Here is a 14,525-nt window from a genome sequence, read left to right on the forward strand (position 1 = left end):
GAGCTCATCGGTCGCCCGCGGAGCCCGGAGCGCGACGCCCCCGGCTGGCTAGAAGGCGAGCGACTGGGCGACGCGCCGCACCTCGGCCTTGCGGCCCTCCCGGAGCGCCGCGATGGGGGTGGTGCCGAGCGCGTCGTCGTGGCCGAGCATCCACCGCATCGCCTCGTCGTCGGAGTAGCCGCTGTCGGCCAGCAGGACGAGAGTTCCGCGCAGCTCGTGCAGCGGCTCGCCGTCGCGGAGGAAGGCCTCCGGAACGACGAGCACCTTGTCGCGACGGATGCCGAGGAGCTGGCGGTCTTCGAGCAGGCGGTGGACGCGGCCGGGCGAGACGCCGAGGATCTCGACGAGGTCGGGGACGGTCAGCCAGCGGGTGGGATCAGCAGTCACCCCTCCAGGGTGCCATGCGTGCGGGGGTCGGCGGGGCGGCTGCGTTTGTTTCGAGCGTGTTAACGCCCGTCACATCCGTCACGGTAGTTGACACGCGTTGTATTCTGTGACCGCGGATGGGGGACATCCGCGCGCGGCCGGCACTCCGACCGGACGCACCGCATCACCGGAGGGACGGCGTCGCATGCCCGAGAGCGACCACGAGAACGATCAGGAGCGCTGGCAGCAGCTCCAGAGCGAGGGGCGCGACCGCGCTCGCGCGGTGTTCGGCGGTCTCGCTCCGCGCGGAGGGGCGGCCGCCGCCCCGACGAGCACGGCGACCTCGCTCGCCTCGGCTCCCGGCGACGAGCGGATGCCGTCGCAGAGCCGGGCGGCGACCCGCATGCGCAGCGCCGCCCGCAGCACCATGCCCATCGTGCTCACCGGCGCGATCGCGCTCGGCATCGGCCTCACCGGTCCCGCCGACACCGCGCACGCCGCTCCGCGCAAGCCGCTGAGCCCCAAGCCCCAGCAGGCGCTCGGCCCGAGCACGCTGCGCGCCGCGCTCGCCCACGTCGGCGCCGCGATCGCCCCGGGTGCTCTCGCCGCGCAGGCCGTCGCGACGGCGGCCGCTCCGACCCAGTACACCGTCGCCGCGGGCGACACCGTCAGCGGCATCGCCGGGCGGTTCGGGCTCTCCACCGCCTCGGTGCTGGCGCTCAACGGCCTCAGCTGGAAGTCGACGATCTTCCCCGGTCAGCGCCTCACGCTCGCCTCCGGCGCGGTCAAGGCCGCCGCCGCCTCGACCCCCGCCGTCACGGGCGGCCAGTACGCCATCCGCGCGGGCGACACCCTCTCGGCCATCGCCGCGCGCTTCGGCGTCTCGACGCAGTCGATCCTCGACGCGAACGGGCTGGGCTGGTCGAGCATCATCTACCCCGGCCAGGTCATCACCATCCCCGGCACCGGGCCCGCGCCGCTCGCCGACGCCGTCCCGGCCGCCCACATCGCGCCGGGGGACGCCGCCGACGCCGCCATCAGCGCGGCGCCCGCGCTCCCCGGGCCGCCGCCGGCCCCGACCGCGGCGCCCGCTCCGGCGGCTCCCGCCGCTCCCTTCGCGGGCCCCGTCCCGGCGCCGCCGCAGACGACCCCGCCGCCGGCGGGCACCATCTCGCCGCTCAGCGGCGAGGGCCGCCAGCACGCGACGACGATCATCCAGGTCGGTCGCCAGCTGGGGGTGCCGGACTACGGCATCGTCATCGCCCTCGCGACGGCCATGCAGGAGTCGTCGATGCGCAATCTCACCTGGGGCGACCGCGACTCGGTCGGGCTCTTCCAGCAGCGCCCGAGCACCGGCTGGGGCACCGTGACCGAGCTGCAGACGCCGGCCACCGCCGCGAAGCTGTTCTACGTCGGCCGCGAGGGCCTCACGCGGGGCCTCCTCGACATCCCGGGCTGGCAGTCGATGAGCCTCACGCAGGCCGCGCAGGCCGTGCAGATCTCGGCCTACCCCGACCACTACGCGAAGTGGGAGTCGAGCGCCTGGGCCTGGCTCTACGAACTGACCTGATCCGTGTGGCACCCCGGCCTGCCGGGCCTCGCGATCTAGAATCTCTCGAGTGAGCACTTCGATGACCGACCCGATGATCGGCCGGCTCATCGACGGCCGGTACCAGGTGCGCTCGCGCATCGCGCGGGGCGGTATGGCCACCGTGTACCTCGCCACCGATCAGCGCCTCGAGCGCCTCGTCGCGGTCAAGATCATGCACGGGCACCTGGCCGACGACAGCACCTTCACCGAGCGCTTCATCCAGGAGGCGCGCTCGGCCGCCCGTCTGGCCCACCCCAACGTGGTCAACGTCTTCGATCAGGGGCAGGATGCCGACTCGGCGTACCTCGTCATGGAGTACCTGCCCGGCATCACGCTGCGCGATCTGCTGCAGGAGTACGGCGCGCTGACGAGCGAGCAGACCATGGACATCGTCGAGGCGCTGCTCTCGGGCCTCGCCGCGGCCCACCGCGCCGGCATCGTGCACCGCGACCTCAAACCCGAGAACGTGCTGCTCGCCGACGACGGACGCATCAAGATCGGCGACTTCGGGCTCGCCCGGGCGGCGACCGCCGCGACGGCGACCGGGGCGGCCCTGCTCGGCACGATCGCCTACCTCTCCCCCGAGCTGGTGACCCGCGGCATCGCCGACACCCGCAGCGACATCTACGCCGTCGGCATCATGATGTTCGAGATGCTCACGGGCGAGCAGCCGTTCAAGGGCGAGCAGCCGATGCAGATCGCCTACCAGCACGCCAACGACTCCGTCCCCGCACCGAGCGGCACGAACCCCAAGGTGCCGGCCGAGCTCGACGAGCTCGTGCTGTGGGCGACCGCGCGCGATCCCGAGGACCGTCCCGCCGACGCCCGCGAGCTGCTCGAGCAGGTGCAGGAGACGGCCCGCAATCTCGAGACCTCCCTCACCGGCACCGGACCGCAGAAGACGATGGCGTTCGCGACGCCGCTCGTCGCGCAGGGCGACACGGCCGAGACGCAGGTGCTCGGCACGCGCGGCGCCGTCGCCGCGGCCGTGACGCCCGCCGCCTCCGCCATGGCGACCTCCAGCGCGACCGGGGAGCTCGCCCGCGCCGCGGCGCCGCGGCGGCGCCGCGGCTGGATCCTGCTCGCCGTCGTGCTGCTCCTCGCCGGCCTCGCCGCCGGAGCAGGATGGTGGTTCGGCGCGGGCCCCGGCGCGCAGGCGACGATCGAGGACGTGCGCGGCCTCTCGGTCGAGGAGGCGCAGCTCGCCCTCGAGGAGCAGGGCGTGCTCGTGTCGGAGACGCAGGGCGAGGCCTTCGACCCCGAGGTGCCCGCCGGTCTCGTCGCGGGCACCGACCCGCCCGCCGGCGAGATCGTGGCGCGCGACCTGCCCGTGCAGCTCGTCGTCTCGCTCGGTCGCGAGCCGACGACCGTCCCCGGCGTCATCGGGATCCCCGAGGCGGATGCCCGGCTCGCGCTCGAGACGGCCAGGCTCGTCCCGGCCGAGCAGACCATCGCGCAGTTCGACGGCGAGATCCCCGAGGGCTCGGTCGTGGCGCTCGTGAGCCTCGCGGAGGACGGCACGGAGACCGCGATCGAGCCGGAGTCGAGCTCGTTCGTCGGCACCCCGGTGAGCCTCGTGGTCTCCGCCGGCCCGGTGCCCGACGTGATCGGTCTGCCCTCCGCGGATGCGATCCGGGCCTTCGAGGATCGCGGACTCGTCGCCTCGGTCGTGGGCGAGCCGGTCTTCAACAACGACATCGCCGCGGACGGCGTCGTGAGCGTCGCCGGCCCGGAGGGCGCCATCCGCCCGGGCGCCGAGTTCGCGCTCACGCTCTCGAAGGGTCCCGACCTCGTGGACGTGCCCGAGGTGGTCGGCGAGAGCATCAACGCCGCCCGCGACATCCTCACCGAGGCCGGATTCGAGGTGACGATCGAGACGAACGCGCCGAGCGTCTTCTGGGGTCTCGCGATCGTGCAGGAGGTGCGCCCCGGGGACGCCCAGGTGCTGCGCGGCACGCCCATCACCATCGTCGCGTTCTTCGACTGACGGTCGCCGCCGCCGATCGACCCGGCGCGGTCCGCTCCGGCGGCGGGCGCGGCCGACGAGGCCCGCGCCCGCCGGGGCGTCAGGCCTTGCCGAGCTCCTCGGCGACGAGGAACGCGAGCTCGAGCGACTGCATGTGGTTGAGCCGCGGGTCGCAGAGCGACTCGTAGCGGGTCGCGAGCGTCGCCTCGTCGATCATCTCCGAGCCGCCGAGGCACTCGGTGACGTCGTCCCCGGTGAGCTCGACGTGGATGCCGCCGGGATGCGTGCCCGCCGCGCGGTGCGCCTCGAAGAAGCCCTTGACCTCGTCGACGACGTCGTCGAAGCGGCGCGTCTTGTACCCGGTGGGGGTGGTGAGGCCGTTGCCGTGCATCGGGTCGGTGACCCACAGCGGAGTGGCATCGAAGCTCTTGATCGCCTCGAGGAGCGGCGGGAGGGCATCCCGGATCGTGCCCGCGCCCATGCGCGTGATGAAGGTGATGCGACCCGGCTCGCGATCGGGGTCGAGCACGTCGATGAGCTTCTCCATCGTCTCGGGCGTCGTGGACGGGCCGAGCTTGATGCCGATGGGGTTGCGGATGCGGCGGAAGAAGTCGACGTGCGCGTGATCGAGGTCGCGGGTGCGCTCGCCGATCCAGAGGAAGTGCGCGCTCGTGTTGTACGGCGTGCCGGTGCGGGAGTCGATGCGGGTCATCGGGCGCTCGTAGTCCATGAGCAGGCCCTCGTGGCTGGAGTAGAACTCCACGCGCTTGAGCTCGTCGAAGTCGGCGCCGGCCGCCTCCATGAACTTGATCGCGCGATCGATGTGACCGGCGAGGCCCTCGTAGCGCTGGTTGGCGGGGTTCGCGGCGAAGCCCTTGTTCCAGCTGTGCACCATGCGCAGGTCGGCGAAGCCGCCCTGCGTGAAGGCGCGGATGAGGTTCAGGGTCGACGCGCTCGTGTGGTAGCCCTTGACCAGGCGGGCCGGGTCGGCCTGCCGCGACTCGGGCGTGAAGTCGTAGCCGTTGACGATGTCGCCGCGGTACGCGGGCAGCGTGACGTCGCCGCGGGTCTCGTTGTCGCTCGAGCGGGGCTTGGCGAACTGGCCGGCCATGCGGCCCATCTTGATGACGGGCATCGAGGCGCCGTAGGTCAGCACGACCGCCATCTGCAGGATCGTCTTGACCCGGTTGCGGATCTGGTCGGCCGTCGCTCCGGCGAAGGTCTCGGCGCAGTCGCCGCCCTGCAGCAGGAAGGCCTCGCCGCGGGCCGCGCGGGCGAGCCGCTCGCGCAACTGGTCGACCTCGCCCGCGAAGACGAGCGGCGGCATGGTGGCGAGCTCGGCCGAGGCGGCGGCGACGGCGGCGGCATCCGGCCAGGCGGGCTGCTGCTTGATCGGCAGCGTGCGCCAGTGGTCGAGACCGGCGAGCACGGCGGGGTCTGCGGAGATGACGGGTTCGGTCGGATCGACCACGGCGGAACGTCCTTCGAGCGGGAGGGTGATGGGGTCATCGGCCGCGCACAGCGGCCTCGGTCGAGCCTAGTCGAGCGTCGGAGCGGCTCAGCGCGTGTGCGCGGGGCGGCGGTCCTTGACCGTCGTGGCGTAGACGTCGTGATACTCCTGGCCGCTCAGGCGGCCGAGCTCGTACATGATCTCGTCCGTGATCGAGCGCAGCACGAAGCGGTCGCCCTCGAGCCCGGCGAAGCGGCTGAAGTCGAGCGGCTCGCCGAAGACGACGCCGGGGCGCATGACCTTGGGGATGCGGACGCCGATCGGCATGACCTTCTCGGTGTCGATCATCGCGACCGGCACGACGGGAGCCCCCGACTCGAGGATCATGCGGGCGACGCCCGTGCGACCGCGGTACATGATGCCGTCGGGGCTGCGGGTGCCCTCGGGGTAGATGCCGAGCGCGTAGCCGTCGGCGAGGACACGCAGACCCGTGTTGAGAGAGGCCTCGCTCGCCCGGCCGCCCGAGCGATCGATCGGCAGCTGGCCGCTCGCCTCGAAGAAGACCTTCGTGAGCCAGCCCTTGACGCCCTTGCCGGTGAAGTAGTCGCTCTTCGCCAGGAACACCACGCGCCGATCGAGCACGAGGGGCAGGAACACCGAGTCGACGAAGGAGAGGTGGTTGCTCGCGAGGATGACCGGCCCGTTGCGGGGGACGTTCTCGATGCCGCGCACCCACGGCCGGAAGACCGTGAGCAGGATCGGCCCGATGACGAGGTTTTTCATCAGCCAGTAGAACACCGGTGTCCCCCTCCTCTCGCCGCGGTCGTCGCTGGGCACAACCCTAACCCTCTCGACGAGGGCGGGCGTCTCAGCTCGTCGCGGCCTCGGCGTGGATGCGGGCGAGGTCGGCGGCGCCGACCACCCCCGCGTCGTTGACGAGCTCGGCGACGACGAAGCGCGGCTCGGGGTGGTACCCCCGGGCCGGGAGGTGGCTCAGGTAGCTCTCGCGCACCGGGTCGAGCAGAAGATCGCCCGCGATCGACACTCCCCCGCCGAAGACGAACAGCTCGGGGTCGAGCACGGCCGAGAGGCTCGCGCAGGCCTGGCCGAGCCAGTGCCCGAGCTGGCGCAGGGCGTGCAGGGCTCCCGGGTCCCCCTCGGCGATGTACTCGGCGAGGATGCCCCCATCGAGCGCCCCCGCCCGCTCGCGCGCGGCGGCCAGGGCCAGGCCGATGCCGCCGGCATCGGCGATCTCGTTCGCCATGCGCAGCAGCGCGCGGCCCGAGCCGTACTGCTCGATGCAGCCGCGGGCCCCGCATCCGCAGGGCAGGCCGTCGGGCACGACCCGCAGGTGGCCGAGCTCGCCGGCCGTGCCGAAGCCGCCGCGCAGCAGGCGGTCGCCCGTGACGATCGCGCCGCCGACCCCGGTGCCGATCGTCAGCATCGTCATGTCGCGGGCATCCCGCGCGGCGCCGAAGCGGAACTCGGCCCAGCCGGCGGCGTTGGCGTCGTTGTCGATGGTGACGTCCATGCCGAGGCGCTCGCGCAGCCGGTCGCGCAGCGGCTCGTTGCGCCACTTGATGTTCGGCGCGTAGTAGACGGTGCTCTGCGCGGAGTCGATGAAGCCGGCGGCGGCGACGCCCGTGGCGACGACCCGATGCCCGAGCGCGAGGCGCTCCACCATGCCGACGACGACGTCGACGATGGCGGCCGGGTCTCCGGCGGGCGTCGGACGGCGCTCCTCCGCGACGATCACCCCGTCATCGGCGACAAGCGCGCCCGCGATCTTGGTCCCACCGATGTCGATTCCCACAGCATGCACGGGACACGAGCCTAGCGGGGCCCGCGCGCCCCATGAGAGGGAGCGCGCTGCGGATAGACTTCCGCCACCACCCGTCCAACGGTACCGAAGGAGTTGCCGTGAAAGAGTTCGTCGTCCCGGCCGTCGTCACACCCGACCCCCAGGCCAACGCCACCGACCTCCTCGTCGACCGCGTGGCCATCGACCCCGACGCCGCGCTCTTCGCGCTGCCGACCGCCGACGGCGGCTGGCAGGACGTCTCGGCCGGGGAGTTCCACCGCCAGGTCGTCGCGCTCGCGAAGGGCTTCATGGCCTCCGGCGTGCAGGCCGGCGACAAGATCGGCTTCATCTGCAAGACGCGCTACGAGTGGACCCTCGTCGACTTCGCCGCCTGGTTCGCCGGCGCCGTGCTCGTGCCGATCTACGAGACCAGCTCGCCGAGCCAGATCCAGTACATCCTCGACAACTCCGAGGCGACCGCGATCATCGTCGAGACGGCCGAGCACTTCTCGCGCTTCGACGAGATCGCCGGCGACGTGGCGCACGTCGCCACCACCTGGCAGATGCACCTCGGCGACCTCGACAAGCTCGCCGCTCAGGGCACGGGCATCAGCGACGAGCAGGTCGAGGAGCGCCGCCGGATCGCCGTCGGCTCGGATCTCGCGACGCTCATCTACACCTCCGGCTCGACCGGCACCCCCAAGGGCTGCATCCTCACCCACTCGAACTTCGTGGAGCTCAGCCGCAACGCCGCGGTCGCCATGAAGGAGGTGCTGGCGCCGGGAGCATCCACCCTGCTCTTCATCACCACCGCGCACGTCTTCGCCCGGTTCATCTCCATCCTCGCCGTGCACGCCGGGGCCAAGGTCGGCCACCAGGCCGACACCAAGCAGCTCCTGCCGGCGCTCGGCTCCTTCAAGCCCACGTTCCTGCTCGCCGTGCCGCGCGTCTTCGAGAAGGTCTACAACTCCTCGGAGCAGAAGGCCGAGGCCGGGGGCAAGGGCAAGATCTTCCGCCGGGCGGCCGACGTCGCCGTCGCCCACTCGCAGGCGCTCGACGCCGGCACCGTCCCGTTCGGGCTCAAGGTGCAGTTCGCGCTCTTCGACCGCCTGGTGTACTCCAAGCTCAAGGCCGCGATGGGCGGCCGCGTCGTCTACGCGGTCTCCGGATCGGCTCCCCTCGGTCTGCGGCTCGGCCACTTCTTCCGCAGCATGGGCATCCGGATCCTCGAGGGCTACGGCCTGACCGAGACGACGGCGCCGGCCACGGTCAACCTGGTGAGCAAGTTCAAGATCGGCACGACCGGCCCGGCCCTGCCCGGCGTCGGCGTGAAGATCGCCGAGGACGGCGAGATCCTCGTCAAGGGCATCAACGTCTTCGCCGGCTACTGGAAGAACGAGGCGGCGACGGCCGAGGTGATGGACGGCGAGTGGTTCCGCACGGGCGACCTCGGCACCCTCGACGATGACGGCTACCTCACGATCACCGGGCGCAAGAAGGAGATCATCGTCACGGCCGGAGGCAAGAACGTCGCCCCCGCCGGGCTCGAGGACCCGATCCGCTCGAACCCGATCATCGGCCAGGTCGTCGTCGTGGGCGATCAGAAGCCCTTCGTCTCGGCCCTCATCACGCTCGACAGCGAGATGCTGCCGGTCTGGCTCAACAACAACGGCGAGGAGGCGACGATGTCGCTCGACGCCGCGGCCCGGCACCCGAAGGTGCTCGCCGAGGTGCAGCGCGCGGTCGACGTGGCCAACGCCCGCGTCTCGCGCGCCGAGTCGATCCGCAAGTTCACCATCCTCGCCACCGAGTTCACGGAGGCGAGCGGTCATCTCACGCCGAAGATGAGCATCAAGCGCAACGTCATCACCGCCGACTTCGCGTCGGTGATCGAGGGCATGTACGCCGGGGCTCCGCAGACGCAGGGGATCTCGCTGCAGGGCTGAGACGCCGAACCGGCCGACGGGGCGCTCCTCCTCACGGAGGGCGCCCCGTCGTCGTCGGAGGGCTTCAGTGCCGCGCATCGGCCGTGACGGTCGCGGGATGCCGCTGCCGGGGTCAGCGGCCGAACCACTCCTGGCGACGGATGGCCTGCATGGCCGCGCGCTTGACCTCGGGCTCGAGCCCCTCGATGTAGAGGCGTCCGTCGAGATGGTCGGTCTCGTGCTGCAGGGCCTGGGCGAGCAGGCCCTCCCCCGCGAGCTCGACGGGGGCGCCGTCGAGGTCGATGCCGGTGACACGGGCCCAGGGGTGGCGCAGCCGCGGGAAGCCGACGCCCGGCACGGAGAGGCAGCCCTCGTCGACGGGCTCCGGCTCGCCGCGCACCTCGACGAGCACGGGGTTGAGCACGTACCCCACGACGCCGTCGACGTTGTAGCTGAACGCCCGCAGGCCGACCCCGATCTGGTTGGCGGCGACGCCGGCGCGGCCCGGCTCGCGCACGGTGTCGAGCAGGTCGGCGACGAGGCGACGGGTGCTGTCGTCGATGCGGCCGATCTCGTCCGTGCGCGATCGGAGGACGGGGTCGCCGAAGAGGCGGATGGGGCGGACGGTCATCGGGCGCGGTCAGCGCTCCACGACGGGCATGCCGTCCATGACGATCGCCGCCAGCTGGCGGGCGTAATAGCGGGTGGTGGGGTGCAGCGAGTCCCAGTTGATCGCGCTGCCCGCCGCGAGCTGCTCGTCGTAGGGGATGCGCACGATCGCCCGCACGCGCGAGGCGAAGTGCGCCTCGATCTCGTCGAGCTTGACGAGGTTCGTGGCCTGGGTGCCGGCGTTGATCGCGACGACAGCGTTGCGCACGAGAGCGCCGTAGCCGTTCGCCTCGAGCCACGTGAGCGTCTCGGAGGCGAGCCGGGCCTCGTCGACGCTGCCGCCCGAGACGATGACGATCGAGTCGGCCCGCTGCAGCGTCGCGCGCATGACGGAGTGAACGATGCCCGTGCCGCAGTCGGTCAGCACGATCGAGTAGTACCGTGCGGCGAGGTCGGCGACGACGTTGTAGTCGTTCTCGTCGAAGGCCTCCGACAGCATCGGATCGGTATCGCTCGCGAGCACGTCGAGGCGGGTCTCGTCGCGCGAGACGAGCGTCGAGAAATCGGTGTAGCCCTGGATGCTCGCCGCGCGGTTCACGACATCCCGCACGGTCGCCCGGGTCTGCTTGGTGATGCGCTCGCTCAGCGTGCCGCGGTCGGGGTTCGCGTCGATGGCGATGATGCGGTCCTCGCGCACCGAGGCGAGCGCCATGCCGAGCAGCGTGGTGACGGTGGTCTTGCCGACACCGCCCTTGCGGGTGAGCACCGGGACGAAGCGGGCCCCGCCCTCGAGCGCGATGTCGATGCGGGCGTCGAGCTCCTTGCGGGCGCGCACCTTCGGGGAGTCTCCGAGGTTCACCCGGTGCAGGGTCGCGCGGTACACGAAGCGCGGCCACGCGCCCTCGGGCTGCGCCCGCAGACCCCTGCGGGAGTCGATGAGGCGGTCGGCGGTGAGCATCGCGGCCGACTCCGGGCCGACGCGCGTGCCGTGCATCCGCTCATGGCGGGTGTAGTCGGCGACCGCGACGCCGCCCGTGTCGGTGGGCGGGGACGTGGTGGCGCGGGCGAGGGAGTCGTCGGCGAGGGCGATAGTCGTCGTGCCGGTCTCGAGGACCTCGATGACGCCCGGATCGATCGACTGGCCGGAGAGGGCGACGGCGGTCTCATCGTCGGGGGCGACGCGCACCGGGGCCGGGAGCGCCACCTCGATGGTGAGGGACTCGGGCAGCGAGGCGGCGAGATCGTCGCCGGAGGGCTCGAGTCCGTCGTCGACGGTCGCGTCATCCCGACGGGCGCGGTCAGGCACCATAGAGCGACTCTCCTCCTGTTGATCCGGCTCGCCAGTCTAGCGTCCGGTGCTGCAGCCGGGCGCGGCCGGGCGCCGCCGCCCGCGCCCCGGGCTCAGCCCACGACGACGAGCAGATCCCCCGCCTCGACCTGCTGCGTGGCCGGCACGGCGAGCCGCTGCACGGTGCCCGCGACGGGGGCGGTGATCGCCGCCTCCATCTTCATGGCCTCGATCGTGGCGACCGTCTGGCCGACGGCGACCTTCTCGCCCTCGGCGACCTTGAGGGTCACGACCCCCATGAACGGCGCCGCGATCTGGCCGGGCTGGGCGGGATCGGCCTTCTCCGCGCTCACGGCGTCCACCGCGATCGAGCGGTCGCGCACCGTCACCGGGCGCATCTGCCCGTTGAGCGTCGCCATGACGCTGCGCATGCCCTTCTCGTCGGGCTCGCCGATCGCCTCGAGCGAGATGAAGAGGCTCACGCCGCGCTCGATCTCGATCGTGTGCTCCACCCCGGGCTTCAGCCCGTAGAGGTAGTCGGGGGTGGCGAGCACCGAGAGGTCGCCATACTGCTCGCGCACCTGCAGGAACTGCTGCGTCGGCTGGGCGAAGAGCAGCTGGTTGAGCATGAGACGCCGGTCGTCCGTCGAGCCGGCGAGCTTCGCGCGCTGCTCGTCGGTGAGGGGGGTCGTGCCGATCTTGACCGTGCGACCCTCGAGCACCTTCGAGCGGAAGGGCTCGGGCCAGCCGCCCGGCAGATCGCCCAGCTCGCCGGCCATGAAGCCGATGACCGAGTCGGGGATGTCGTAGTTCTGCGGGTTCTGCTCGAAGTCGGCCGGGTCGGCTCCCGCCGCCGCCATCTGCAGCGCGAGGTCGCCGACCACCTTCGACGAGGGGGTCACTTTGGTGGGTCGGCCGAGGATGCGGTTCGCCGCGGCGTACCAGTCCTCGATGAGCTCGAAGCGGTCGCCGAGCCCGAGAGCGATGGCCTGCTGGCGCAGGTTCGACAGCTGGCCGCCGGGGATCTCGTGCGTGTAGACGCGCCCCGTGGGGCCCGGCAGGCCCGACTCGAAGGGCGCGTAGGCCCGGCGCACCGACTCCCAGTACGGCTCGAGATCGGTGACGGCCTCGAGCGGGATGCCCGTGTCGCGCTCGGTGTGCGCGAGCGCGGCGACGAGCGCCGAGAGCGAGGGCTGCGAGGTCGTCCCCGCCAAGGGGGCGCTCGCGGCGTCGACCGCGTCGGCTCCGGCGCGCGCGGCCGCGAGCAGGGTCGCGAGCTGGCCGCCGGCGGTGTCGTGCGTGTGCACGTGCACCGGCAGGTCGAAGCGCTCGCGCAGCGCGGCGACGAGCTTCTCGGCCGCGCCGGCGCGCAGCAGGCCCGCCATGTCCTTGATGGCGAGGATGTGCGCGCCCGACTCGACCATCCGCTCGGCGAGCCGCAGGTAGTAGTCGAGCGTGTAGAGGTCCTCGGCCGGGTCGAGCAGGTCGCCCGAGTAGCACAGCGCCACCTCGGCCACCGTGGATCCCGTGGCGAGCACCGCGTCGATCGCGGGCCGCATCTGGTCGACGTCGTTGAGCGCGTCGAAGATGCGGAAGACGTCGATGCCCGTCGCGGCGGCCTCGGCGACGAAGGCGTCGGTCACCTCGGTCGGGTACGGCGTGTAGCCGACCGTGTTGCGCCCGCGCAGCAGCATCTGGATGGCGACGTTCGGGAGGGCCTCGCGCATGGCCGCGAGACGCTGCCACGGGTCCTCCCCCAGGAATCGGAGGGCGACGTCGTAGGTCGCTCCGCCCCAGGCCTCGACGCTGAGCAGCTGCGGCGTCAGCCGCGCGACGTGCGGCATGACCGCGGTGAGGTCGCGCGAGCGCACCCGCGTGGCGAGGAGCGACTGGTGGGCATCCCGGAAGGTCGTGTCGGTGACGGCGAGGGCGGTCTGCGCGCGCAGCGCGCGGGAGAAGCCCTCGGGGCCGAGCTCGAGCAGGCGCTGGCGCGATCCCTCGGGCGCCGACGCCTCGAGGTCGACCGTCGGCAGCTTGAGCGCGGGGTCGATGATGCCGGTTCCGGCGCCGTGCGGCTGGTTGACGGTGACGTCGGCGAGCCAGCTGAGCACCTTCGTGCCGCGATCCTTCGAGGCGTTGCTGCGCACGAGGTGCGGCCGCTCCTCGATGAAGGAGGTGCTGAGGTCGCCCGCCTGGAACGCGGGGTCGTCGAGCACGGCCTGCAGGAAGGGGATGTTCGTGGTCACGCCGCGGATGCGGAACTCGGCGAGGCCGCGACGCGAGCGGGAGACGGCTGCGGCGAAGTCGCGACCGCGGCAGGTCATCTTCGCGAGCATCGAGTCGAAGTGGGGCGAGATCTGCGCGCCGGAGGCGATCGTGCCGCCGTCGAGGCGCACGCCGGCGCCGCCGGGCGAGCGGTAGGTCGTGATCTTGCCGGTGTCGGGGCGGAAGCCGCTCGCCGGGTCCTCCGTCGTGATGCGGCACTGCAGGGCCGCGCCGCGCAGGTGGATGCTCTCCTGCTCCAGCCCGAGCTCGGCGAGGGTCTGGCCGTAGGCGATGCGCATCTGCGACTGCACGAGGTCGACGTCGGTGACCTCCTCGGTCACGGTGTGCTCGACCTGGATGCGCGGGTTCATCTCGATGAAGACGTGCTCGCCCGCGCGCTCCCCCGCGGTGTCGAGCAGGAACTCGACCGTGCCCGCGTTGACGTAGCCGATCGACTTCGCGAAGGCGATGGCGTCGCGGTACATCGCCTGGCGCACGCCCTCGTCGAGGTTCGGGGCCGGCGCGATCTCGACGACCTTCTGGTGGCGGCGCTGCACCGAGCAGTCGCGCTCGAACAGGTGAACGGTGCCGCCGTGGGCGTCGGCGAGGATCTGCACCTCGATGTGCCGGGGGCGCACGACGGCCTGCTCGACGAACATGGTCGCGTCGCCGAAGGCGCTGTCGGCCTCGCGCATGGCGGCCTTGAGCGCGTCCTCGAGATCCTCCCGGCGCTCGACGCGGCGCATGCCGCGCCCGCCGCCGCCCGCGACGGCCTTCGCGAACACGGGGAACCCGATCTCGTCGGCGGCGTCGAGCAGCACCTGGATGTCGGTGGTCGCCGGGCTCGACTTGAGCACCGGGACGCCCGCCGCGATCGCCTTCTCCTTCGCCGTCACCTTGTTGCCGGCCATCTCGAGCACCGAGCGGGGCGGGCCGATGAAGGTGATGCCGGCGTCGGCGGCGGCCTGGGCGAGGTCGGGGTTCTCACTGAGGAACCCGTAGCCCGGGTAGATGGCGTCGGCGCCGGCGAGCTTCGCGACGCGGATGATCTCGTCGACGTCGAGGTAGGCCCGGACGGGGTGCCCCGGCTCGCCGATCTGGTACGCCTCATCAGCTTTCAGCCGATGCATAGAGTTGCGGTCCTCGTAGGGGAAGACGGCGACCGTCTTGGCCCCCAGCTCGTAGGCGGCGCGGAAGGCGCGGATCGCGATCTCTCCGCGGTTGGCGACCAGGATTTTCCGGAACATCGATCCCTTTCGGCGGG

The 14,525-nt window shown here is 72.1% G+C and carries 10 protein-coding genes; 3 read left to right on the plus strand and 7 right to left on the minus strand.

All coding sequences use genetic code 11. The features are described 5' to 3' along the window. Nucleotides 1-48 precede the first annotated feature (48 nt). The gene (locus tag OVN18_RS12680; RefSeq protein WP_267737393.1) at nt 49-387 is read right to left on the minus strand and encodes an Rv2175c family DNA-binding protein; all 339 of its coding nucleotides are present in this window, start codon (nt 385-387) and stop codon (nt 49-51) included. 406 nt (nt 388-793) lie between these two features. Here OVN18_RS12680 and OVN18_RS12685 point away from each other — a divergent pair, with 406 nt between their 5' ends. Both OVN18_RS12685 and pknB read left to right on the plus strand, forming a co-directional pair. Further along, nucleotides 794-1,936, plus strand: a complete 1,143-nt coding sequence (locus tag OVN18_RS12685; protein WP_456085752.1) for a LysM peptidoglycan-binding domain-containing protein — start codon at nt 794-796, stop codon at nt 1,934-1,936. A gap of 49 nt (nt 1,937-1,985) precedes the next feature. After that, nucleotides 1,986-3,944 (plus strand): Stk1 family PASTA domain-containing Ser/Thr kinase, encoded by a 1,959-nt coding sequence (gene pknB / locus OVN18_RS12690; RefSeq protein ID WP_267781129.1) that lies wholly within the window; start codon nt 1,986-1,988, stop codon nt 3,942-3,944. 79 nt (nt 3,945-4,023) lie between these two features. Here the strand turns inward: pknB and OVN18_RS12695 are convergent, their stop codons facing one another. The 3 genes from OVN18_RS12695 to OVN18_RS12705 all read right to left on the minus strand — a co-directional run bounded on the left by OVN18_RS12695 (nt 4,024) and on the right by OVN18_RS12705 (nt 7,195). Continuing rightward, nucleotides 4,024-5,394 carry a class II 3-deoxy-7-phosphoheptulonate synthase gene (locus tag OVN18_RS12695; RefSeq protein ID WP_407666044.1) on the minus strand — a complete coding sequence of 457 codons (1,371 nt, stop codon included), beginning with the start codon at nt 5,392-5,394 and terminating at the stop codon, nt 4,024-4,026. Nucleotides 5,395-5,481: 87 nt separating this feature from the next. Further along, on the minus strand, nt 5,482-6,171 hold the full coding sequence (locus OVN18_RS12700; RefSeq protein WP_267739412.1) for a lysophospholipid acyltransferase family protein: 690 nt from the start codon (nt 6,169-6,171) through the stop codon (nt 5,482-5,484). Between the two features lie 70 nt (nt 6,172-6,241). Beyond that, a complete protein-coding gene (locus OVN18_RS12705) occupies nt 6,242-7,195 on the minus strand; it encodes an ROK family glucokinase (protein WP_267781131.1) in 954 nt (317 codons plus the stop codon). Between the two features lie 98 nt (nt 7,196-7,293). Between OVN18_RS12705 and OVN18_RS12710 the strand changes: the two genes are divergently transcribed. Beyond that, nucleotides 7,294-9,120, plus strand: coding sequence for an AMP-dependent synthetase/ligase (locus tag OVN18_RS12710; protein WP_267781133.1), 1,827 nt, complete (start codon nt 7,294-7,296; stop codon nt 9,118-9,120). Between the two features lie 112 nt (nt 9,121-9,232). Here the strand turns inward: OVN18_RS12710 and OVN18_RS12715 are convergent, their stop codons facing one another. The 3 genes from OVN18_RS12715 to OVN18_RS12725 all read right to left on the minus strand — a co-directional run bounded on the left by OVN18_RS12715 (nt 9,233) and on the right by OVN18_RS12725 (nt 14,508). Further along, a complete protein-coding gene (locus tag OVN18_RS12715; RefSeq protein ID WP_267737399.1) occupies nt 9,233-9,730 on the minus strand; it encodes a peptide deformylase in 498 nt (165 codons plus the stop codon). Nucleotides 9,731-9,739: 9 nt separating this feature from the next. Then, nucleotides 9,740-11,017, minus strand: a complete 1,278-nt coding sequence (locus tag OVN18_RS12720; RefSeq protein WP_267737400.1) for a MinD/ParA family ATP-binding protein — start codon at nt 11,015-11,017, stop codon at nt 9,740-9,742. A gap of 92 nt (nt 11,018-11,109) precedes the next feature. Further along, nucleotides 11,110-14,508, minus strand: coding sequence for a pyruvate carboxylase (locus OVN18_RS12725; protein ID WP_267781135.1), 3,399 nt, complete (start codon nt 14,506-14,508; stop codon nt 11,110-11,112). Nucleotides 14,509-14,525 lie beyond the last annotated feature (17 nt).

This window comes from Microcella daejeonensis (assembly GCF_026625045.1).
Lineage (GTDB): Bacteria > Actinomycetota > Actinomycetes > Actinomycetales > Microbacteriaceae > Microcella > Microcella daejeonensis.